This window comes from Pseudomonas sp. SWRI179 (genome assembly GCF_014268705.1).
GTDB classification, from domain to species: Bacteria; Pseudomonadota; Gammaproteobacteria; order Pseudomonadales; family Pseudomonadaceae; genus Aquipseudomonas; species Aquipseudomonas zanjanensis.
The window spans coordinates 1-20,592 of record NZ_JABWRA010000026.1; the positions used below are offsets into that span (position 1 = coordinate 1).

General features: G+C 63.0%; 16 protein-coding genes. 5 read left to right on the forward strand and 11 right to left on the reverse strand.

Annotation, left to right across the window (positions count from 1 at the left end; genetic code table 11):
* Positions 1–123: 123 nt before the first annotated feature.
* From HU767_RS16025 to HU767_RS16045, 5 genes are all read right to left on the reverse strand, one after another.
* Positions 124–1,617: a sensor domain-containing diguanylate cyclase gene (locus HU767_RS16025; RefSeq protein WP_186729989.1), complete on the reverse strand. Its 1,494-nt coding sequence runs from the start codon at positions 1,615–1,617 to the stop codon at positions 124–126.
* Between the two features lie 230 nt (positions 1,618–1,847).
* Positions 1,848–3,215, reverse strand: a complete 1,368-nt coding sequence (locus HU767_RS16030; RefSeq protein WP_186705130.1) for a heavy metal sensor histidine kinase — start codon at positions 3,213–3,215, stop codon at positions 1,848–1,850.
* Positions 3,202–3,885 carry a heavy metal response regulator transcription factor gene (locus tag HU767_RS16035; RefSeq protein WP_186705131.1) on the reverse strand — a complete coding sequence of 228 codons (684 nt, stop codon included), beginning with the start codon at positions 3,883–3,885 and terminating at the stop codon, positions 3,202–3,204. The genes HU767_RS16030 and HU767_RS16035 overlap by 14 nt, the downstream gene beginning before the upstream one ends.
* A 9-nt stretch (positions 3,886–3,894) precedes the next feature.
* Positions 3,895–7,011, reverse strand: coding sequence for a multidrug efflux RND transporter permease subunit (locus HU767_RS16040; protein WP_186705132.1), 3,117 nt, complete (start codon positions 7,009–7,011; stop codon positions 3,895–3,897).
* Positions 7,008–8,165: an efflux RND transporter periplasmic adaptor subunit gene (locus tag HU767_RS16045; RefSeq protein ID WP_186705133.1), complete on the reverse strand. Its 1,158-nt coding sequence runs from the start codon at positions 8,163–8,165 to the stop codon at positions 7,008–7,010. Before HU767_RS16045 ends, HU767_RS16040 begins: the two co-directional genes overlap by 4 nt.
* Before the next feature lie 467 nt (positions 8,166–8,632).
* On the opposite strand from HU767_RS16045, the gene HU767_RS16050 reads away from it, so the two are divergent.
* Positions 8,633–8,890 (forward strand): hypothetical protein, encoded by a 258-nt coding sequence (locus tag HU767_RS16050; protein WP_186705134.1) that lies wholly within the window; start codon positions 8,633–8,635, stop codon positions 8,888–8,890.
* A 29-nt stretch (positions 8,891–8,919) separates the two neighbouring features.
* Here the strand turns inward: HU767_RS16050 and HU767_RS16055 are convergent, their stop codons facing one another.
* Positions 8,920–9,888: a LysR family transcriptional regulator gene (locus HU767_RS16055; RefSeq protein WP_186705135.1), complete on the reverse strand. Its 969-nt coding sequence runs from the start codon at positions 9,886–9,888 to the stop codon at positions 8,920–8,922.
* Between the two features lie 351 nt (positions 9,889–10,239).
* On the opposite strand from HU767_RS16055, the gene HU767_RS16060 reads away from it, so the two are divergent.
* Genes HU767_RS16060 through HU767_RS16075 form a run of 4 tightly spaced genes read left to right on the forward strand, consistent with a single transcriptional unit; the run spans position 10,240 to position 15,109 of the window.
* Complete coding sequence (locus HU767_RS16060) at positions 10,240–11,817, forward strand: efflux transporter outer membrane subunit (protein ID WP_346343473.1); 1,578 nt, start codon at positions 10,240–10,242, stop codon at positions 11,815–11,817.
* Between the two features lie 11 nt (positions 11,818–11,828).
* Positions 11,829–14,045, forward strand: coding sequence for an FUSC family protein (locus tag HU767_RS16065; RefSeq protein ID WP_186729990.1), 2,217 nt, complete (start codon positions 11,829–11,831; stop codon positions 14,043–14,045).
* Entirely contained in the window at positions 14,035–14,235 is a 201-nt protein-coding gene (locus tag HU767_RS16070) for a DUF1656 domain-containing protein (protein WP_186729971.1), read from the forward strand. Before HU767_RS16065 ends, HU767_RS16070 begins: the two co-directional genes overlap by 11 nt.
* A 10-nt stretch (positions 14,236–14,245) precedes the next feature.
* Complete coding sequence (locus HU767_RS16075; RefSeq protein ID WP_186729972.1) at positions 14,246–15,109, forward strand: HlyD family secretion protein; 864 nt, start codon at positions 14,246–14,248, stop codon at positions 15,107–15,109.
* Between the two features lie 458 nt (positions 15,110–15,567).
* Here the strand turns inward: HU767_RS16075 and HU767_RS16080 are convergent, their stop codons facing one another.
* The 5 genes from HU767_RS16080 to HU767_RS16100 all read right to left on the reverse strand — a co-directional run bounded on the left by HU767_RS16080 (position 15,568) and on the right by HU767_RS16100 (position 20,590).
* Complete coding sequence (locus HU767_RS16080) at positions 15,568–16,392, reverse strand: SDR family oxidoreductase (RefSeq protein WP_186729973.1); 825 nt, start codon at positions 16,390–16,392, stop codon at positions 15,568–15,570.
* 34 nt (positions 16,393–16,426) lie between these two features.
* Entirely contained in the window at positions 16,427–16,891 is a 465-nt protein-coding gene (locus HU767_RS16085) for a hypothetical protein (protein WP_053124934.1), read from the reverse strand.
* 174 nt (positions 16,892–17,065) lie between these two features.
* Positions 17,066–18,517 (reverse strand): mannose-1-phosphate guanylyltransferase/mannose-6-phosphate isomerase, encoded by a 1,452-nt coding sequence (locus tag HU767_RS16090; RefSeq protein WP_186705139.1) that lies wholly within the window; start codon positions 18,515–18,517, stop codon positions 17,066–17,068.
* 217 nt (positions 18,518–18,734) lie between these two features.
* Positions 18,735–19,400 (reverse strand): alginate O-acetyltransferase AlgF, encoded by a 666-nt coding sequence (locus tag HU767_RS16095; protein WP_186705140.1) that lies wholly within the window; start codon positions 19,398–19,400, stop codon positions 18,735–18,737.
* Between the two features lie 14 nt (positions 19,401–19,414).
* Positions 19,415–20,590 carry an alginate O-acetyltransferase gene (locus HU767_RS16100; protein ID WP_186705141.1) on the reverse strand — a complete coding sequence of 392 codons (1,176 nt, stop codon included), beginning with the start codon at positions 20,588–20,590 and terminating at the stop codon, positions 19,415–19,417.
* Positions 20,591–20,592 lie beyond the last annotated feature (2 nt).

Genomic DNA, 20,592 nt, shown 5'->3' on the forward strand with positions numbered 1-20,592 from the left:
CGCTGGGTCGCGCAGCGGCCCCAAAAAAGCGATGAGCGCTGCGCACTCAAGCGGGAGCAAGCTCCCTCGCCACAGGACCGTGCCGCTCCCAAAACCCTTGTGGGTATCCAACATCACCGGACATCACATCGCACAAACCACACGATTTCGCCCACTGGCCTTCGCCTGGTACAGCGCCTTATCCGCAGCGAACAAAAGTTGCGAAAGCTCACCATATGGCCCATTCAGCCAAGTAGCGATGCCAATACTTACCGTCATGGTCGCTCCCCCCTCGGTCACTGGCGGTAATTGTTCAACCGCGTCGCGAATGTTCTGGGCCATGGTAAAGGCGCCCGCAGTGGTGGTCTCCGGCAGAATCACCGAGAACTCTTCACCGCCATAGCGCGCCGCCAGGTCGGCGGGGCGTCGCACATGCTGGCCGATCAACTGCGCCAAGGCCCGCAGGGCCTCGTCACCCTGTTGATGACCATGGCGATCGTTGAACGCCTTGAAGTGATCGGCATCGATCATCAACACCGACAACGGTTGACCCGAACGTTGCGCGCGCAACCACTCCTGCTGCAACGTTTCGTCCAGGGTTCGCCGGTTGGCAAGGCCTGTGAGGGCGTCCGTGGCGGCCAGCTCTGCCAGTTCCCGTTCGGCATTGTGGCGGCGGCGCAATTCCCGGCGCAGCAGCCAGGTGAGCCAGAGCAAACCTATGCACAGCGCACCGGTGGCGCCACTGACCAGCAATGCCGTGCGTTGCCAGGACGCGAAGACCTCTCGGGAGGAGAGCGCCACCACGACGATCAGTGGCAGGTTGCCTACCTGGGAAAAGGTGTATAGGCGCTGTGTCTGATCGACACTGGATATGCTGGTAAAACTGCCGTTGCCCTCGCGCAGGATACGCACGAAGTTCGGTCGGTTGCTGAAGTCCTTGCCAATCATGTCGTCAGCCAGGGGCGGTTCCTGGGCCAGCAGGATTCCATCGCGGCTGACCAGGTTGACCGTCCCATGGCCGATGTTCAGGCTCTTGAACAACTGACTGAAGTAGTTCAGGCGCATCGCGGCTTCGGCCACGCCCATGAACTCGCCCTGGTCATCGCTCAGTCGATAGCTGAAGCTGATGCGCCAATCCTTGGTGGCACTCCTGGAACGGAACGGGCGGCTGATCATCATGTCCGGAGTCGGGTTTTGGACATGGGACTGGAAATACTCCCGGTCGGCGTAGTTGCCTTTGCGCGGTTCGACCGAGGCGGAATCGGCGATCACATCGCCCCGCTTGTCGAGCAGCAGGATGTCGCCTTTATAGGGAACGGTGGTGGCGCGGTCGAACAGGGCCAGGTGGCGGATCGTTGGCGAAACGTCTTTCAGGTCGTCGCGTTTTGCCGTGGCGATCAAGCCTTGTAGCGACAGGTCGTAGAGTTCGACGTTGCGCAGCACGTCGGCATCGATCAGTTGCACGATATTGTTCGCCGCGCGTGTGGCCGCCTGCTGGGCCGTTGCGTGTTCGCGAATCAACAGGAACGTCACGATACTCAGGATGGCAATGACAACCAGCGAGCTGGCCAGTACGAGTACCCGTTCCGAACGTATCGAAGACGGGGTGTTGCCGGGTGTCGCACTGCGCGCGCTCATGGTTCCGAATGTCTGCATTGTCATAGGGTTGGGATCCGTCCCAAAGGATTGCAAACCGGCAAATGAACCAGATGCTGGCCTTTTGCTGATTGTGCTTGGATCGATGAGAGCGGGCAATCAGTGTTTGCGCAATATCTGGTACGCGCTGCCGAAGGTGGCGATCTGATAATTTTGATTCAGTTGGCTTTCGCCCAGCATTCAACTGGAAAACACCGGACCTTGTGGCGGTGTCAGGCTGGCAAGCGGATTCCGAACGTGTTGGCGCCCTGGTCGCTGTGCACAAAAACATCGCCACCATGCATCAGTGCGATGGCCTTGACGATGGCCAGCCCCAGCCCATGGTTGGCGCCGCTGTTGCTGCGCGAGGCATCGACGCGATAGAAACGTTCGAACAGGCGCGGCAGGTGTTCGCCGGCAATCGGGTCGCCGGGGTTGGTGACGGCGAGGCAGATCTGCTCGCCAAGGGCTTCGATGCGCACATCGATCACTTGACCGGGCGCCGTGTGCTGGACGGCGTTGCTCAACAGGTTGATCAGCGCCCGGCGCAGGTGGGCGATCTCGATGTTGGCCTGGGCATCGCCGCTGACCCGGACCTGGACTTGGGCATCTTCCAGAATGAAGTCCAGGTAATCGAGGGTGGTTGCCACTTCGCTGGCCAGGGAGGTGCTGGTCAACTTGGTGGCCTTGCTGCCCTGGTCGGCGCTGGCCAGGAACAGCATGTCGTTGATGATCGAGCGCAGCCGCTCCAACTCCTCGAGATTCGATTGCAGCACTTCGAAGTAATGTTCGGCCGAGCGTCCGCGGGTCAGCGCCACCTGGGTCTGGCCGATCAGGTTGGTCAAGGGCGAGCGCAGTTCATGGGCGACGTCGGCGTTGAACGACTCCAGCCGTGAGTAAGCCTGTTCGACCCGGTCCAGAGTGGCGTTGAAGGAGCTGACGAACTGGTTCAGTTCCGGCGGCAAGGGCGACAGTTGCAAGCGCCCGGACAGGCGGGGCGGGGTCAGGCGTTGGGCTTCATCGGAAAGCTTGATCAGCGGCTTGAGGCCGATGCGCGCGACCCAATAGCCCAGCAACGAAGCCAGGAGCACTCCGACAATCGCCAGGCTCACCAGCGCCACCAACAGGCGATGCTGGGTCTGGTAGAAGGTCTCGGTGTCGATACCGATCATGAAACGCAGCGGCGGGCGTTGGTCCTTGGCCGGGAACTGGCTCACCAGGACTTTCATCGGGTAGTGTCGATGGGGCAACGTCAGGTCGCGTTTACCCAGGGGACCTTGGGCAAAGGTGCGGATCTGCCCATCGGGATCGCCGTACTCAAAGCGCGGATCGTCACTGACGATCCAGAAATGGATGCGCTTGTCTTCCTCGCCGAGCAATCGCAGCTTGTTGTTGATCTTTACCCAGTGTTCAGGCGTGCCATAGCGACCGACAGTAGACTCCAGGACACTGTAGCGGGCATCGAGCTCGGCTTCGGGTAACAGGCCCAGGCCTTTGGCGACTTGTTGATACAAAGCGCCACCGATCAACAGGAACACTAATGCCGCCACCAGCGTGAACAGGCCGCTGAGGCGCAGGGCGATGCTGTCAGGCAATTTCATTGCCGCGATTCTCCAGCACATAACCCATGCCGCGAATGGTGTGCAGCAACTTTTGCTCGAATGGCCCGTCGAGCTTGGCCCGCAAGCGTTTGATCGCCACTTCCACCACGTTGGCGTCACTGTCGAAGTTGATGTCCCAGACCATTTCGGCAATGGCGGTCTTCGAAAGGATTTCGCCCTGGCGGCGGGCCAGGACACTGAGCAGGGAGAACTCCTTGGCGGTCAGGTCCAGGCGCTGGCCGGCGCGGGTGGCCTTGCGGCTTATCAGATCGATCCACAGGTCGGCGATGCTCACCTGCACCGGTTCATGGCCGCCACTGCGGCGGGTCAGGGCTTGCAGGCGGGCCACCAGTTCCAGGAACGAAAAGGGCTTGCCCAGGTAGTCGTCGGCGCCGTCGCGCAGCCCCTTGATGCGGTCCTCGACCCGTTCCCGGGCGGTGAGCATGATCACCGGCGTCTGCTTGCGGGCGCGCAAGGCCCGGAGCACGCCGAAGCCGTCCAGGCCCGGCAGCATCACGTCGAGCACGATCACCGCATAGTCGGTTTCCAGGGCCAGGTGCAGCCCCTCGATGCCGTCCGGCGCCACGTCCACGGTGTAGCCCTGTTCGGTCAGGCCGCGGTGCAGGTAGTCCGCGGTTTTTTCTTCGTCTTCGATGATCAGAACGCGCATGGCTCCGCCTCAGTGGTCTGTGCTTGCCAGCGCCGCCGTCGGCGCCGACCCTGGCTGGTGGGCGGGCCGATGGAACAGGCGCTCGAGCCACAAGTATATGACCGGTGTGGTGAACAGCGTCAGCGCCTGGCTCACCAGCAGGCCGCCCACCACCGCGATGCCCAGGGGCTGGCGCAGTTCCGCGCCGGCGCCGTAGCCGAGCATCAGCGGCAACGCACCGAGCAGGGCGGCCAGGGTGGTCATCATGATCGGACGGAAGCGTGTCAGGCACGCCTGGAAAATCGCCTCCTGGGGCGCCAGCCCTCTGTTGCGTTGGGCGTCGAGGGCGAAGTCGATCATCAGGATGCCGTTCTTCTTGACGATCCCGATCAGCAGCACCAGCCCGATCAGCGCCATGATCGAAAAGTCCTGGCCCAGCAGCCAGAGCATGATCAGCGCGCCGAGGCCGGCCGAGGGCAGGGTAGAAATGATCGTCAACGGGTGTACGAAACTCTCGTAGAGCACGCCGAGGATGATGTAGACGGCCACCAGCGCGGCGAGGATCAGCCATGGCTGGCTCGCCAGCGAACTTTGGAAAGCCTGGGCCGCGCCCTGGAAATTACCGGTGATGGCGGCGGGCATGCCGATTTCGTTTTTTGCCTGGTCGAGCAGGCGCACCGCGTCTCCCAGGGCCACGCCGGGCGCCAGGTTGAACGACAGGTTGGCGGCCGGGAACATGCCGTCGTGGGCAATGGACAGCGGGCCGTTGCTCGGCGCATCGAAGCGGGCCAGGGCCGAGAGCGGCACCATTTCCCCGCTCAAGGGCGAGCGCAGGTAGAAATATGCCAGGCTTTCGGCCTTGCCCCGCTGCGCGGTGTCGAGCTCCAGGATCACGTTGTACTGGTTGGTCTCGGTCTGGAATTCATTGATCTGCCGCTGGCCGAAGGCGTCGTACAGGGCTTGGTCGACATCGGTGGCGGTGAGGCCGAAACGCGCCGCCGCGCTGCGGTCGATGTTGATGTGGGTGATGCTGCCGCCCAGTTGCAGGTCGTTGGAGATGTCGCGGAACGCCGGGTTGCCGCGCAGCTTGTCGGTGAGTTTTTGCGTCCAGGCGTTGAGGCTCGGTCCGTCGTTGCTCTTGAGCACGTATTGGTACTGGGCGCGGCTGGGGCCGGAGCTGAGGTTGATGTCCTGCCCGGCCCTGAGGTACAGCACCACGCCAGGGATTTTCAACAATTGCGGGCGGATCCGGTCGATGAAGCCACTGGCCGACACGTCACGCTCGCCCCGGGGCTTGAGGGCGATCCAGAAGCGGCCGTTGGCGATGGTCTGGTTGTTGCCCGAGACACCGACGGAGTGGGAGAAGGTCTGCACCGCCGGGTCGGCGGCGACGATCTCGGCCAGGGCCTTGTGCTTGGCCACCATGTCCGGGAACGACACATCGGCGGCGGCTTCGCTGGTGCCCAGCACCAGGCCGGTGTCCTGTACCGGGAAGAAGCCCTTGGGAATGAACACATAGCCGACCACCGCCAGTGCGAGGGTCAGGCCGAACACGCCGATCATCAGTTTTTGATGGGCGAGGGCCCGACGCAGGCCGCGTTCATACCAGCCCAACAAGCGTTCGCCGAACCCTGGCGAGTCGTGGGCGTGGTGCACCGGGGCACGCATGAACAGCGCGGCCAGGGTCGGCGCCAATGTGAGGGACACCACCACCGAAATCAGGATGGTCGAGGTGGCGGTCAGGGCAAACTCCTTGAACAGACGCCCGACCACGCCGCCCATGAACAGCAGCGGAATGAACGCGGCGATCAGCGAAAAACTGATGGAAACCACGGTGAAGCCAATTTCGCCGGCGCCCTTGATCGCCGCCTCGCGCATGCCATCGCCGGCCTCCAGGTGTCGGTGGATGTTCTCCACCACCACAATCGCATCGTCCACCACGAACCCCACCGAGATGACGATCGCCACCAGGGTCAGGTTGTTCAAGCTGAACCCCATCACGTACATCAGGGCGAAACTGGCGATCAGCGACACCCCCAGCACCGCCGAGACGATCAACGTCGCCGAGAGCTGGCGCAGGAACAATGCCATTACCGCCACCACCAGCAGCACCGCGATCAGCAAGGTGATCTCCACTTCATGCAACGAGGCGCGGATGGTCTGGGTGCGGTCGATCAACACTTTGACCTGCACCGCGGCGGGCAACATCGCTTGCAAGGTGGGCAGGGCCGCCTGGATGCGGTCGACGGTCTCGACGATGTTCGCCCCCGGCTGCCGGAAGATCACCAGGTTGACCCCCGGCTCGTTGTCGGACCAGGCCTGGACGTAGGCGTTTTCCGAGCCGTTGACCACCTTGGCGATGTCCTTGAGGTGTACCGGTGCCCCGTCCCGGTAGGACACGATCAGCTCGCCATACTCGGCAGGTTGGAACAACTGGTCGTTGGTGGACAGGGTGGAAATGCTCGACTCGCCGTACAGTGCGCCCTTGGCCAGGTTGAGGCTGGCCTGTTGCAGCGCCAGGCGAATGTCCGCCAGGGTCAGGCCGATGGCGGCGAGCCGGTCGGCCGAGGCCTGGACGCGGATCGCCGGGCGCTGCTGGCCGGTGATGTAGATTTGTCCGACGCCGTCGATCTGGCTGATCTGGCGGGCGAGCAGGGTTTCGACGTAGTCGCTCAGTTCGGTGCCGGGCATCAGGCTGGAGCTGATGCTGAGGATCAGCACCGGGCTGTCGGCGGGGTTGACCTTGCGCCAGGTCGGCAGGTTCGGCATGTCGTTGGGCAATTTGCCGGCGGCGGTGTTGATGGCGGCCTGCACTTCCTGGGCGGCGGTGTCGATGCTTTTATCGAGGCTGAATTGCAGGATCAGGTTGGTCGAGCCCAGGGCGCTGCTGGACGTCATTTGGGTGATGCCGGGAATGGCGCTGAATTGCACTTCCAGCGGCGTCGCCACCGACGACGCCATGGTTTCGGGGCTGGCCCCGGGCAACTGGGCGTTGACCTGGATGGTCGGGAATTCCGCCTCCGGCAACGGCGCGACGGGCAGGCGAGGAAAGGCGATTACCCCCAGCAGCACCAGGGCAAATGTCAGCAGCACCGTGGCGATGGGGTGGTCGATGCACCACGCCGAAACCGAGCCGCGGCCCTTCATGGTTGCGACTCCGCAGTCTTGGCCAGGGCGGGCGGATCACTGAGCACCTGGATGTGGCTGCCCGGCTTGAGCCGTGACTGGCCGTCGCTCACCAGTTGGTCGCCGGCGTTGACTCCCTTGATGATGTGCAGGTCGCTGTCCTGGTAAACCATCGTCACCGGCACGCTCTCGACCTTGTCGCCCTTGATCCGGTACACGAAGTGTTGCTCCAGGCCACGCTGGACCACGGTGGGCGGCACCACCAGGGCGTCCTTGTCGATGGCCGTCTGGATTTTCAGCGTCACCAGTTGCCCAGGCCACAGTCGTTGCGCGGCGTTGTTGAATTCGGCCTTGGCCCGCAGGGTTCCGGTGTTGGCGTTGATCTGGTTATCGATGAGGCTCAGGCGCCCCTCGCCGAGCAGTTCCCCGGTGGCGCCATCGGCACCGATGTAAGCCTTGACCAAGGCTTGTTCAGGGGCGGCGATCAACCGTTGCAAGGTCGGCAGCATTTGTTGGGGCAGGGAGAACTCCACCGCGATCGGGTCGATCTGGGTCACCGTGAACAGGCCTTCGGCATCGCTGGTGCGCAGGAAGTTGCCTTCGTCTACGTTGCGAATGCCGACGCGCCCGCTCACCGGGGAGCGGATCTGGGTGTAGGACAGTTGCACCTGTGCCGAGTCGATGGCCGCCTGGTTGCCCTGGGCGGTCGCCTTGAGCTGGTTGACCAGGGCCTGTTGCTGGTCATAGGTCTGCTTCGAGACGCCGTCATCGACGCTCAGCAACTTGTAGCGCTTGAGGTTGACCTGGGCCACCGCCAGCTGCGCCTGGCTCTCGCCGAGCTGGGCCCGGGCCTGGTCGAGGCTGGCGCGGATCGAGCGGTCGTCGATGGTCGCCAGCAGGTCACCCTTCTTGACCAGCTGCCCTTCCTTGACCAGAAGCCGGGTGAGGATGCCGTCGATCTGCGGCCGGATTACCACGCTGTGCAGCGACAGGACCGTGCCGATGCCGCTGGCAAAGCGCGGCACATCCTTTTGCACCACGCTGACGGCCCGTACCGGAACGGCGGCGGGGGCGCCGGGCTTGGCGGCCACGGGCTTGAGCGCATACCAGAGGACGAGGGCCGCCAGGGCGACCAACAGCATGACAAGCAGGACAGTTTTCTTCTGGGTGCGCATGGATATGAAGGGCCGGTTCGGGACGCAGGAGTTTGAGCTTTCTTATATAGCGTTGCGAGCCGGTCAGGAAGGTGACGGCTAACTGACAGGCGTGTCAGTTTTGTCCTGGATTGCTGTCGGATGAAGGGATGTTGGGTTTGCTGGCCCCATCGCGAGCAAGCTCGGCTCCCACAGTGGCTCTGTGTTGGATATCAGTTTCGTGCCCACTGAAGATTGAATGTGGGAGCGAGCCTGCTCGCGATGGCGGTGGTTCATGTTGGATGAAACTGGCCTGCGCGCCGGGATATCGGGCAGGTATACTGCCGCCTTTCGCGGCTTGCCTACCGAGCCCGGCATACTGAATTGTGGCGAGGGAGCTTGCTCCCGCTGGGCTGCGAAGCGGCCCCATCCCTGTGAGCGCTTCGCACTCAAGCGGGAGCAAGCTCCCTCGCCACGGGTTTGTTGTCCTACTCAAGTGAATAATTCAAATGACTTCCTCAATACCATCGCCCGCGGACGAACGCTCGCAAGGCGAACCGTCTGGCCAGACGGACAGCGATGTTTCCAGCAGCGAGGACGTGAAAGCGGCGATCCCCGCCTTCAAATTCCCATTCAAACCCGGTGAACTGGCTGCGGCCAAGGGCGCCGGCCAGCAGCCGTGGTACAAGAATGGCGCAAAGAATGGCCACACCAAGACCCCGGGCGCCGCGCCTCCCGGCACGCGCCGTTCAATGGGCAAGCGCTGAAGTCATCCTTCGAGCACGGGGGCACGACTTCAGTTCGCGACCCGTGTGCCTGCCAGGCTGCCGCTCAATTCATAAGCCGTCAGTTCAGCCTGGTGCGCCGCGAGGATTTCCGGCAACGAGCCGCGCAGGTATTCGACCCAGGTCTTGATCTTCGCGTCCAGGTATTGGCGCGACGGGTAGATGGCGTAGAGGTTCAGTTCCTGGGAGCGGTAGTTGGGCATGACCCGCACCAGCGTGCCGTTGCGCAAGCCTTCGATGGCGGCGTACACCGGCAGCACCCCCACGCCCATGCCACTGGTGATCGCGGTTTTCATCGCATCGGCGGAATTCACCAGGAACGGTGAGCTGTTGATGGTGACCATCTCTTGGCCTTCCGGGCCGTCGAACACCCATTTTTCCAGCGGGATGACCGGGCTGACCAGGCGCAGGCAGGCGTGGTTGAGCAGGTCGCTGGGTTTTTGCGGGCAGCCGCTGGCTTTCACGTAGGCGGGCGACGCGCAGACGATGCTGTAGGTGATTCCCAGGCGTTGGGAAACGAAGCCCGAATCCGGCAGTTCGCTGGCGAGCACGATGGAGACGTCGTAGCCCTCGTCGAGGATGTCCGGCACGCGGTTGGCCAGGGTCAGGTCGAAGGTCACGTCCGGATGAGTCTTGCGGTAGCGGGCGATGGCGTCGATCACGAAATGCTGGCCGATGCCGGTCATGGTGTGGACCTTCAACTGCCCGGCCGGCCGCGCATGGGCGTCGCTGGCCTCGGCTTCCGCTTCTTCGACATACGCCAGGATCTGCTCGCAACGCAGCAAGTAGCGTTTACCCGCCTCGGTCAACGCAATGCGTCGGGTGGTGCGGTTGAGCAGACGGGTTTGCAGGTGGGCTTCCAGGTTGGAAACCGCACGCGAGACGTTGGCTGTGGTGGTATCCAATTGCGCGGCGGCGGCGGTGAAACTGCCGGCTTCGGCCACACAGCTGAACGCGCGCATGTTTTGCAAGGTGTCCATGGAGGGCTCTCTTGGGAGGTGGCAAATTGTGACATGAAGTTACAGAGATGCGGGACCCGACTAATGGATTATCGCGTTAACGGTAACAAAGATTCGCAGAAAGGTCGGCTTATCGCCGGGGAGGGCGATGCCTAGAATTGCCGCCAATCCTGGGTCACTGACTCCTGTGGAAGCGAACTTTGTGGGAGCCGAGCTTGCTCGCGATGAACGATGACGCGGTCCTGTGGTTAAACCGTGTCGTCCCCATCGCGAGCAAGCTCGGCTCCCACAAAAGCTTGCTCCCACAGGTCTTGTGTCCACAGGCAAGCACTCTCATCCCATCGTTGTGCCCCTCTCAGGAATTTTGCGCCAGTGCCGCGTTGCATCAGCAGAGAGCTGAAGACTCTCAGTGTTTGGGTTCTGACATTAACCATCAGCGGTTGCATCGGCACAGGCGGCATTGCGCCACACGGCCAGGTAGTGCGGGCCAACCAACTGGCAACCGATGCCGCCATCCGCGAGGCCGCCCGCGATGCCCGCTGGCCCGCCGGCCAATGGTGGCAAGCCTACGGTGATCGGCAATTGGATCGCTGGATCGACCTGGCGGTGCAGGGCAGCCCGAGCCTGGCCATGGCCGCCGCCCGCGTGCGCCAGGCCAAGGCCATGGCCGGTGTTGCCGAGGCCGCCGAGTCGCTGCAGATCAATGGCCAGGCGACCCTCAAGCGCCATGACTGGCCTACCGATCAGTTCTACGGCCCGGGCGAGTTGGCCGACACCACGACCTGGGACAACAAGGCTTCCCTGGGCTTGAGCTACGCCCTGGACCTGTGGGGCCGTGAGCGTAATGCCAGTGAACGGGCGGTTGATCTGGCCCACGTAAGCGTCGCTGAAGCACGACAGGCGCAACTGGAGTTGCAGAACAACATCGTGCGCGCCTACATCCAGTTTTCACTGCACTATGCCCAGCGCGATATCGTCGCCGCGACGCTTCATCAACAACAGCAGATTCTCGCTCTGGCGCAAAAGCGTCTGGACGGCGGCATCGGTACCCAGTTTGAAGTCAGCCAGGCCCAGGCGCCCCTGCCCGAGACCCATCGCCAACTCGACGCCCTCGACGAAGCCATCGCCTTGAGCCGCAATCAGTTGGCGGCGCTGGCAGGCAAAGGGCCGGGCGCAGGCGCGCCGTTGCAACGCCCGACCCTGTCCCTTGGTGCGCCCTTGAAGCTGCCGTCGGCCTTGCCCGCCGAACTGCTTGGCCAGCGGCCGGATGTGGTGGCCGGGCGTTGGCAAGTGGCGGCCCAGGCCCGAGGCATCGATGTGGCCCGGGCCGGTTTTTATCCCAACGTCGATCTGGTGGGGAGCCTCGGCTACATGGCCACCGGTGGTGGGGCGCTGGAGTTCCTGACCGGCAAGAAACTCACCTACAACGTCGGGCCGGCGATCACCTTGCCGATCTTCGACGGCGGGCGCCTGCGTTCGCAGTTGGGCGAGGCGGCCGCCGGTTATGACATCGCCGTGGCGCACTACAACCAGACACTGGTGAACGCCCTCAAGGGCATTTCCGATCAGTTGATCCGCCGCCAGTCCCTGGACAAGCAACAGGTCTTCGCGGCTGAATCGGTGGCTGCGGCCCAGCGCACCTACGACATCGCAAGGGTGGCGTTCCAGCGCGGGCTCACCGACTACCTCAACGTGCTCAACGCTCAACGCCTGTTGTTCAAACAGCAACAGGTGCAACAGCAGGTGCAGGCGGCCCGGTTGAGTGCCCATGCCGATTTGGTGACGGCGCTGGGTGGCGGGCTTGAGGCCGGCAACGACAGTCCTGACTTGGGCCATACCCTGTGGCGAGGGAGCTTGCTCCCGCTGGGCTGCGCAGCAGCCCCTCCAATCGCGCCGCAAAGTGGGTGCTGCGCACCCAAGCGGGAGCAAGCTCCCTCGCCACAATGCTGAGTCGTCCTATTGTGATGTCTTTATTCGCCCCTGCCCGCTGGCTGTACCGCCTCGAATGGCGCCGTGGTTTCTTCGACTGGGCCCGCAGCGACGGGGTGACCTGGGTTTATATCTTCAAGGTCCTGTTGGCCGCGTTCCTGACCTTGTGGCTGGCGATGCGCCTGGAATTGCCACAACCACGCACGGCCATGATCACCGTGTTCATCGTCATGCAACCCCAGAGCGGGCAGGTGTTCGCCAAGAGTTTCTATCGTTTCCTCGGCACCCTGGCCGGCTCGGCGGTGATGGTGGCGCTGATCGCCTTGTTTGCCCAGAACACTGAGCCATTCCTCGTTTGCCTGGCGATCTGGGTCGGCCTTTGTTCGGCGGGAGCGGCGCGTTACCGCAACTTCCGCGCCTATGGTTTCGTGCTGGCCGGTTATACCGCGGCGATGATCGGCCTGCCGGCCCTGGCCCATCCAGAAGGTGCATTCATGGCGGCGGTCTGGCGGGTGCTGGAAATTTCCCTGGGGATTCTTTGCGCCACCCTGGTCAGTGCCGCGATCCTGCCGCAAACCGCCAGTGCCGCCATGCGCAATGCCTTGTACCAGCGCTTCGGGGTGTTTGCCCTGTTTGTCACCGACGGCCTGCGTGGACGCAGCCAGCGAGAGGCGTTCGAGGCGCGCAACGTGAGCTTCATTGCCGAGGCCGTGGGCCTGGAAAGCCTGCGCAGTGTGACTGTGTTCGAAGACCCGCACATGCGCCGGCGCAACGGTCGGCTCAGTCGCTTGAACAGCGAGTTCATGGGTATCACCACTCGCTTCAACGCCTTGCACCAGTTGCTTGAGCGCTTGCGCAGCAGCGCGGCGGGTCATGTCGTCAATGCCATCAAGCCTGGTTTGCAAACCCTGGCCGAACGGTTGGACGGTTTCAGTAGCCGGGCCCTGACCGACGCCGATGCGGCCCGTCTGTCGGCGACGCTGGCCGAGTACAAGGCCGATTTGCCGGCCCAGGTGCGGCGGCTGCGGACGGTTTTCCAGGACACCGCGCCGAGCGACGGGCAACTACTGGATTTCCACACCGCCTATGAACTGCTGTATCGCTTCGTCGACGACCTGCATGGCTACGCTCAGACCCACGCGTCCCTGGCCGAGCATCGCCATGACCGTGAACGCTGGGACGAGCCGTTCGTGCCGCAGACCAACTGGCTGGCCGCCACGGCGTCGGGGGTTCGCGCTGCTTCCATCCTGTTGTTGCTGGGCAGCTACTGGGTCGCCACCGCCTGGCCGAGCGGCGCAACCATGACGATGATCGCCGCCGCCACCGTGGGCTTGTCGGCCGCGACGCCGAACCCCAAGCGCATGGCCTTCCAGATGGCCTGCGGCACGTTGGCCGGGGCGTTGATCGGCTTCGTCGAAATGTTCTTCGTCTTCCCGTTGATCGATGGTTTCCCATTGCTCTGCGTGATGCTGGCACCGGTGATCATGCTGGGCTCGTTCCTCAGTTCGCGTCCCCAATACGCCGGGGTCGGGCTGGGGCTACTGATCTTTTTCTGCACCGGCTCGGTGCCGGACAACCTGACGGTCTACAACCCCTACGCCTTCATCAACGATTACATCGCGATGATCCTCGGCATGCTGGTGTGCGCCGCGGCCGGGGCGATTATTCTGCCGCCCAACAGCCGCTGGCTATGGCGCCGGCTGGAACAGGACCTGCGCGAGCAAGTGGTGTTTGCCATCAGTGGCAAGCTCAAGGGCCTGGCCTCGGGTTTCGAAAGCCGTAGCCGCGACTTGCTGCATCAGGCCTACGGGCTGGCGGCGGGGCAACCTGGGGTGCAACGGGACTTGCTGCGCTGGATGTTCGTGGTGCTGGAAGTCGGCCACGCGATCATCGAGCTGCGCAAGGAACAGGCGATTTTACCGGTGCATCCGGCGTATGCCGAAAGCCAACCGTGGCGCCAGGCGATCCGGGTGATGGGGCGGGCGCTGGTGCGGCTGTTCCGCCAACCGAACCCGAGCAATCTGGAGCGTGCCCTGGTGGCGGTGGACCACGCCATTGGCCGTGTGCAGGCCACCGACGAACCCTTCGCCCCGCATTTCGACACCTCGGCCCTGCGCCGGGTGAAAAGCTACCTGCATTTCATCCGCACCTCGTTGCTCGACCCGCAATCGCCTTTGGCCGGCTATGTCATACCGCCTGCCATGCCGCAGGCCACAGCGCTTCCCCAGGAACCTGAACATGCCCCGTGAAATCGCCTTCCATGGTGTGTACATGCCCACCATGACCTTGATGTTTTTCATCGCCGCCGCCCTGGCCTGGGCCTTGGACCGATTCCTGTCGGGGCTGGATTGGTACCGCTTCTTCTGGCACCCGGCGTTGCTACGCCTGAGTCTGTTTACCTGTCTGTTCGGCGCACTGGCGCTGACGGTCTACCGTTGAGATCAATGCGATGAAAAAGTTTTTCAGCCTGCTGGCGACGCTGTTGGTACTGGCCTTGGCGTTGTGGATCGGCCGTACGCTGTGGGTCCATTACATGAATACGCCCTGGACCCGCGATGGCCGGGTGCGAGCCGACATCATCAACGTGGCCGCCGATGTCAGCGGCGAGGTGGTCGAGGTGCCGGTGGGCGACAACCAGTGGGTGAAAAAGGGTGATCTGCTGATGCGCATCGACCCCGAGCATTACCGCATCGCGGTGAAGCAGGCGCGCTCCCTGGTGGCGTCGCGCAAGGCCACCTGGGAAATGCGCAAGGTCAACGCCCATCGGCGTGCCGACCTGGACAGCCTGGTGATCTCCCGGGAAAACCGCGACGACGCCAGCAACATCGCCGACTCGGCCCTGGCCGATTACCAGCAGGCCCAGGCGCAATTGGAAGCCGCCGAATTGAACCTGTCCCGTACCGAGGTTCGCGCAGCGGTGGACGGCTACGTCACCAACCTCAACGTCCACCGTGGCGACTATGCGCGCATCGGCGAGGCGAAGATGGCCGTGGTGGACATGCATTCTTTCTGGGTCTATGGCTTCTTCGAAGAGACCAAGTTGCCCAAGGTGCGGGTCGGCGATTCGGCGCAGTTACAGTTGATGAGCGGTGAGGTGCTCAAGGGGCATGTGGACAGCATCTCCCGTGGTATCTACGACCGCGACAACCCCGAAAGCCGCGAGCTGATCGCCGATGTCAACCCGACCTTCAACTGGGTGCGCCTGGCCCAGCGGGTGCCGGTGCGTATTCATCTCGACGAAGTGCCCGACGGGGTGCTGCTGGCGGCGGGGATGACTTGCACGGTGGTGCTAGAACCCCATGACAAGCGCTGAGATCACTGGCTTGCTTGTGGATGATGTTGAGTTTGTTGCACACCAAAAAACCTGTGGGAGCGAGCCTGCTCGCGATAGCGGTGGTCCAGCTTGAACTGATGTTGGCTATGCCGGCGCCTTCGCGGGCAAGCCCGCTCCCACATTCGATCTTCGCTGGGCCTGAATGTTGTGTTCACCCCAGGTCCCTGTGGGAGCCTGCTCGCGATAGCGGTGGTCCAGCTTGAACTGATGTTGGCTGTGCCGGCGCCTTCGCGGGCAAGCCCGCACTTTTTCCGGTTGCACCCGGAACTCTCGTTCACCCGTGGCGAGGGAGCTTGCTCCCGCTGGGTGGCGAAGCCACCCCAAAACAGGCATTGCGGTGCGACGGATTAACCGTGCAAGCCGGGTTACGACTGCTGCGCAGCCGAGCGGGAGCAAGCTCCCTCGTCACAACAGCCAAAAAGCCAGGTTTGCGATGATTACAGCGATTTGCCCAACCCAAACCGCTTCATCAACCCCTTCTCCAGCAGCCCTTTTGGCAACAAACCGGCCATCATGGGCAATGCCCGGCTGCCATTGCCCAGTCGCAGCAGGCGGGGCGGCTTGGGTTGTTGTACGGCCTTGAGCAGCGCGGCGGCGAATTCGTGGGCCGGGGTCGGGTTGTCCTGGGAGGCCTTGGCCCGGGCGCGGATGCCCTCGCGCAGGGGCCACCAGGGCGATTGTTCGCTGATCAATTGTTCGGCTTCGTGGCCGGCATTCTTGGCGAAGCTGGAGGCGATCGCGCCAGGCTGGACTTCCATCACGCGGATGCCGAACGGCGCCAGTTCCATGCGCAAGGCATCGCTCAAGGCATGCACCGCCGCTTTCGAGGCGCAGTAGGCGCCGGCAAACGGCGTGACCAACACCCCGGACACGCTGCCGATGTTCACCACCAGCCCCCGGGCCCGACGCAATACCGAAAACAGCGCCCGGGTGACCCCGACGATGGCGAACACGTTGGTTTCGAACTGACGTTGCATGGCCGGCACGCCGCCATCCAGTAGCGGGCCCATGGCGCCGTAGCCGGCATTGTTGACCAGCACATCCAGGCCACCCCGCTGCTGGTTGATCCGTTCGCTCAACAGCTCCAGCGCCTGGCCATCGTTGACGTCCAGTTGCACGGCGGTGAACCCGGCCGTGGCGAGCGTCGCCACGTCCTCAGCCTTGCGCGCCGTGGCCCAGACCTGATAACCCGCGGCCTTGAAGGCGTCGGCGAGGGCGCGGCCAATGCCGCTGGAACATCCGGTGATCAACGCAACAGGCATGGCGCGTTCCTTGTGCAAAAAGTGGGGGAGGCAATCAGTTGGAGAAGCTGCCGTGCAAGCGCTCGGCGCGAAACTCCAGGGTTTGCGGGCGATAACCCGGACGCAGGGGCGGCAGGGGCAGGCAATCCTGCCAGTCGGCGCCGGCCTGCAATTCGCCAGGGCCACGGTAGCGTGGTGCGTCGTAGGGGCTGTCGGCCAGGTTGATGGTGTCGCCAGGTGCATAGGCCGCGACCCGCCAGCGCAGTTCCAGCAGCGGCACGTCGTTGTTGTTCTTCAGGGTCAGAGACAGCGGCCGGTCGGCGGGGCACTGTCCGGGGGCATAGCTGATGCGCAATTCCAGGCGCTCCAGTTGCCGGGTCTCGCGACTTTCCTGCCAGAGCACCCACACGGCGACCAGTCCCAGCCCGATGAACGCCGCGAGGGAGACCGGCAAGGCCTTGGCCGGGTAGCGCAACAGCAGGATGAGCCAGGTGATGACCAGCAAGACGCCGATAAGCATGGTGGAAGCCTCCGTTACCGTAGGCACATCCTACCGAAGGGCGCGGGCAATGTTGAAGCAATGATGCCCGGCCATGACTTACTTGCAAAAAAAAAGCCCCCACCCAACCCACTGCGGATAGGGGACGCAATGGGCTGGATGGGGGCTTCTTGTACGGCTGATCGTTGCTGCGGGTTACTGTGCGATGGTCTTCACCGACACGCCACGTTCGATCGGGGTGGAGCGACCGTAGATATCCTCGAAACGCTCGATGTCGTCTTCGCCCAGGTAGCTGCCGGACTGCACTTCGATGATTTCCAGCGGGATCTTGCCCGGGTTGCGCAGGCGGTGCACCGACGCGATCGGGATGTAGGTCGACTGGTTTTCGCAAAGCAGGAACACGTTCTCGTCGCAGGTCACCTCAGCGGTGCCACTGACCACGATCCAGTGTTCGGCGCGGTGGTGGTGCATCTGCAGCGACAGGCACGCACCCGGCTTGACCGAGATGTGCTTGACCTGGAAGCGCCCGCCCATGTCCACCGAGTCATAGGAACCCCACGGACGATAGACTTCGCAGTGGTTCTGGGTCTCGGTACGGCCCTGTGCGTTGAGGGTGTTGACCATCTGTTTCACGCCTTGGACCTTGTCCTTGTGGGCGATCATCATGGCGTCCTTGGTTTCGACCACCACGATGTTTTCCAGGCCGATCACCGACACCAGCTTGCCGTTGCCGTGGATCATGCAGTTGCGGCTGTCCTGGACGACGACGTCGCCCTTGGTGACGTTGCCATTGGCGTCTTTCTCGTTGACTTCCCACAGCGACGCCCAGCAGCCGACATCGCTCCAGCCGGCCGACAGCGGTACGACGCAGGCACGCTGGGTCTTTTCCATCACGGCGTAGTCGATGGAGTTGTCCGGGCAGCAGGCGAAGGTGGCTTCGTCGAAGGTGATGGTGTCGGCGGTCTGCTCACTGCGCTCCAGGGTCAGCAGGCAGGTGTCGTAGATGTCCGGATCGTGCTTTTTCAGCTCTTCGAGGAAGCGGCTGGCGCGGAACAGGAACATGCCGCTGTTCCAGAAATAACCGCCGGCCTCGACGAACTCGGTGGCACGCTTGACGTCGGGTTTTTCGACGAAGTGCGAGACGCGGCTCACGCCCTCGGGCAGCAGCGCATCGTTGGTCGACTTGATGTAGCCGTAGCCGGTTTCCGGTTTGGTGGCCGGTACGCCGAACAGCACCATTTCGCCACGCTCGGCGGCCACGGTGGCCAGTGCCAGGGCGCGTTGCAGGGCTTTCTGGTCGTCGATCACATGGTCGGCCGGCAGCACCAACATCAGCTCGTCGCGGCCTTCGTTGACCAGCATCATCGCGGTCAGCGCCACGGCCGGAGCGGTGTTGCGGCCGAACGGTTCCATCAGGATGCGCTGGGTTTCGAGCTTACGGGCGCTCAGTTGCTCGTTGACGATGAAACGGTGGTCTTTGTTGCAGACCACGATCGGCGTGTCCATGCCTTCGAACACCAGGCGCTCGAGGGTCTGCTGGAACAGGGTGTGTTCACCGGTCAAGGCCAGGAACTGTTTAGGGAATTGCTTGCGCGAAAGCGGCCAAAGACGTGAGCCACTACCACCTGACAAGATCACCGGAATCATGTTTGTTACTCCTTGAAGCGAAATGGTTGTTAGAGCTACTGCGTTCTGTCGTTTCACTCTCTTGTTGTTGTTCCGTACCCGATTGACACCCCGATTCAGGGTGGGAGCGGGCTTGCTCGCGAAAGCGGTGGTTCAGCCAACATCAATGTTGAATGTGAGACCGTATTCGCGAGCAAGCCCGCTCCCACAGGGGTACAGCGTCAATCAGGTGAATTCATCAGCGGGTCGACACTGGGCGTTTCACCCACACTGGCGACAGGCTGCTGCCTGAACCGGTGACGTACAGCACGGCCGCTTCGCCGCGCTCCAGGGCCACGGGCTTGACGTCGCCGACTTTCTTGTCGCCTTCGAACAGGGCCAGGGACACTTTCACTGGGTTGATTTCACGTTCGCCACGGCCCTTGGCGGCCACGTTCGGCACCACTTCGGTCTTGCCGTCGGCGGTCTTGAGGGTCAGTGCCTTGTCGCTGAGGTTCTGTACGCGGACCAGGGACTTCTGTTTGTTCTTGAACGGTGGCTCTTCGATCAGTTGCGGCTGGCCGGTGGCGTTGTTGACCAGGGTGTAATAGTGATCGGAGGCCAGTTTCACCGGCACGGACTGGCTGCCGACCTTGGCGCTGTAGTCGCCACCGGGCATGAAGCTGAAGTCGCTGCTGGCCAGGGGAGCTACGTCGCTGATGTTGGTGCTGCCGACGGTGGCGCTGACTTCGGCGTTGCTGGCGTTGTACACCCGCACGAAGCTCGAGCCTTTTGGCGCGACCGGACCGTAGAGGGCCGAGTCACCGGCGAAGGCCGAGAAGGAAAGGGCGCTCATGCTGGCGACCAGGGCAACAGCCTTGAAGGAGCGAGCAGCGAGACGGCGAGGAGTAGTGTTGAAAGTCATGGTGGACCTCTCTTTCAGTTTTGCGCCCGGTCGGGCGTCTCGGATTGTGTGTTAGCAGCTACGTTCTGTTGGCGGGCGCCGGCCTGCTTGAGCTCGGCGACCCACTGCGGATCGGCGTCGCCGATCTCGTTGTTCACGGGCAGATAACGTTCAGGGAACTCCCAGATCAGCACCTGTGGCGGGCTGTTCTTGAAGGCATCGCTCTTGAGGTAGCTGAGCATCGGCAGAATCGGCCCATGGCCGTCTTCGGCGTAGTTGACGACGTCGCTGTGCAGGGCTTGCTTGAGCGCACCGACGAAATTCCAGTTGGGGTTGGCGCTGTAGCTGGTGCCGATCAGGGCCACGGGCACCTGGGCATCGGCGAACAGTGCGTCATCGCTGGCCGGCTGGTCGTCGGCTTCGCGGGTGTTGCGCTTGACGAGCGGCTCCTGGGCCGGCATCAGGTTTTCGAACAGCGGGTCCAGCGGCAGGAACTGACGCAGGTCGCCTTTATGAATGACTTTTTCTGCCGGCTCAGTGACGAAACGCTGTGGTTCGCCATTGAGTGGTGTGCGTTCGGCAATGGCTTTGGCCAGATGTTCCGCAGCAATTTGCGCGCCTTCCGGTGTCCAGTGGGTGTCGGTGCGCAGGAACACTTGCTGGCCGCTTTGCTTGGCCTGCTGCAGCGGGGCGAGCAGGTCAGGGGCGACGATCTTGTCCGCTGCCACGCGGGCATGGAAGTCCTGGTACAGGTTGGCGTGAATGCTCGAAGGCTTCACTTCACCCAGGTGCTCGGGGTACAGCCGCGCCTTGGCCGGCACGATCGCCATGACGAGGGTGATGCCTTGCTCCTTGAGCTTCTGGCGCACGCCTTCGATCAGCGCGTAGTTGCCTTGCAGGTTCTGGTCTTCGTTGACGATCGGGTTGAACTCTTCGTCGCTGTACAGCCACTGGTCGCGGCCCAGGACCACGCCTTTGCGGCCCTCGTTGAACAGCTTGTAGTCCAGCGCGGCCCAGATGTTGGTGCCCAGGCGCTTGATCGGAAACTCTTCGTCGTAGTGCGTTTCCACGGCCTTGGCCCAGCGCCCGTTGAGCACGGTCGCGTCGGGGTTGGTGCTGAAGCCGAAGAAGCTGCGCATCGACCACAGGCCCAGCGCTGTCAAAATCAGCATGAACAGTGCGATGTAAAAGATGCGTAATGAGCGGGTCATGT

Coding starts and splice junctions, on each gene's coding strand:
- HU767_RS16095 (WP_186705140.1), bottom strand. CDS start 19,400: ATGACTTTCAACACTACTCCTCGCCGTCTCGCTGCTCGCTCCTTCAAG.
- HU767_RS16075 (WP_186729972.1), top strand. CDS start 14,246: ATGAAAAAGTTTTTCAGCCTGCTGGCGACGCTGTTGGTACTGGCCTTG.
- HU767_RS16035 (WP_186705131.1), bottom strand. CDS start 3,885: ATGCGCGTTCTGATCATCGAAGACGAAGAAAAAACCGCGGACTACCTG.
- HU767_RS16100 (WP_186705141.1), bottom strand. CDS start 20,590: ATGACCCGCTCATTACGCATCTTTTACATCGCACTGTTCATGCTGATT.
- HU767_RS16030 (WP_186705130.1), bottom strand. CDS start 3,215: ATGAAATTGCCTGACAGCATCGCCCTGCGCCTCAGCGGCCTGTTCACG.
- HU767_RS16085 (WP_053124934.1), bottom strand. CDS start 16,891: ATGCTTATCGGCGTCTTGCTGGTCATCACCTGGCTCATCCTGCTGTTG.
- HU767_RS16040 (WP_186705132.1), bottom strand. CDS start 7,011: ATGAAGGGCCGCGGCTCGGTTTCGGCGTGGTGCATCGACCACCCCATC.
- HU767_RS16050 (WP_186705134.1), top strand. CDS start 8,633: ATGACTTCCTCAATACCATCGCCCGCGGACGAACGCTCGCAAGGCGAA.
- HU767_RS16025 (WP_186729989.1), bottom strand. CDS start 1,617: ATGAGCGCGCGCAGTGCGACACCCGGCAACACCCCGTCTTCGATACGT.
- HU767_RS16080 (WP_186729973.1), bottom strand. CDS start 16,392: ATGCCTGTTGCGTTGATCACCGGATGTTCCAGCGGCATTGGCCGCGCC.
- HU767_RS16045 (WP_186705133.1), bottom strand. CDS start 8,165: ATGCGCACCCAGAAGAAAACTGTCCTGCTTGTCATGCTGTTGGTCGCC.
- HU767_RS16055 (WP_186705135.1), bottom strand. CDS start 9,888: ATGGACACCTTGCAAAACATGCGCGCGTTCAGCTGTGTGGCCGAAGCC.
- HU767_RS16090 (WP_186705139.1), bottom strand. CDS start 18,517: ATGATTCCGGTGATCTTGTCAGGTGGTAGTGGCTCACGTCTTTGGCCG.
- HU767_RS16070 (WP_186729971.1), top strand. CDS start 14,035: ATGCCCCGTGAAATCGCCTTCCATGGTGTGTACATGCCCACCATGACC.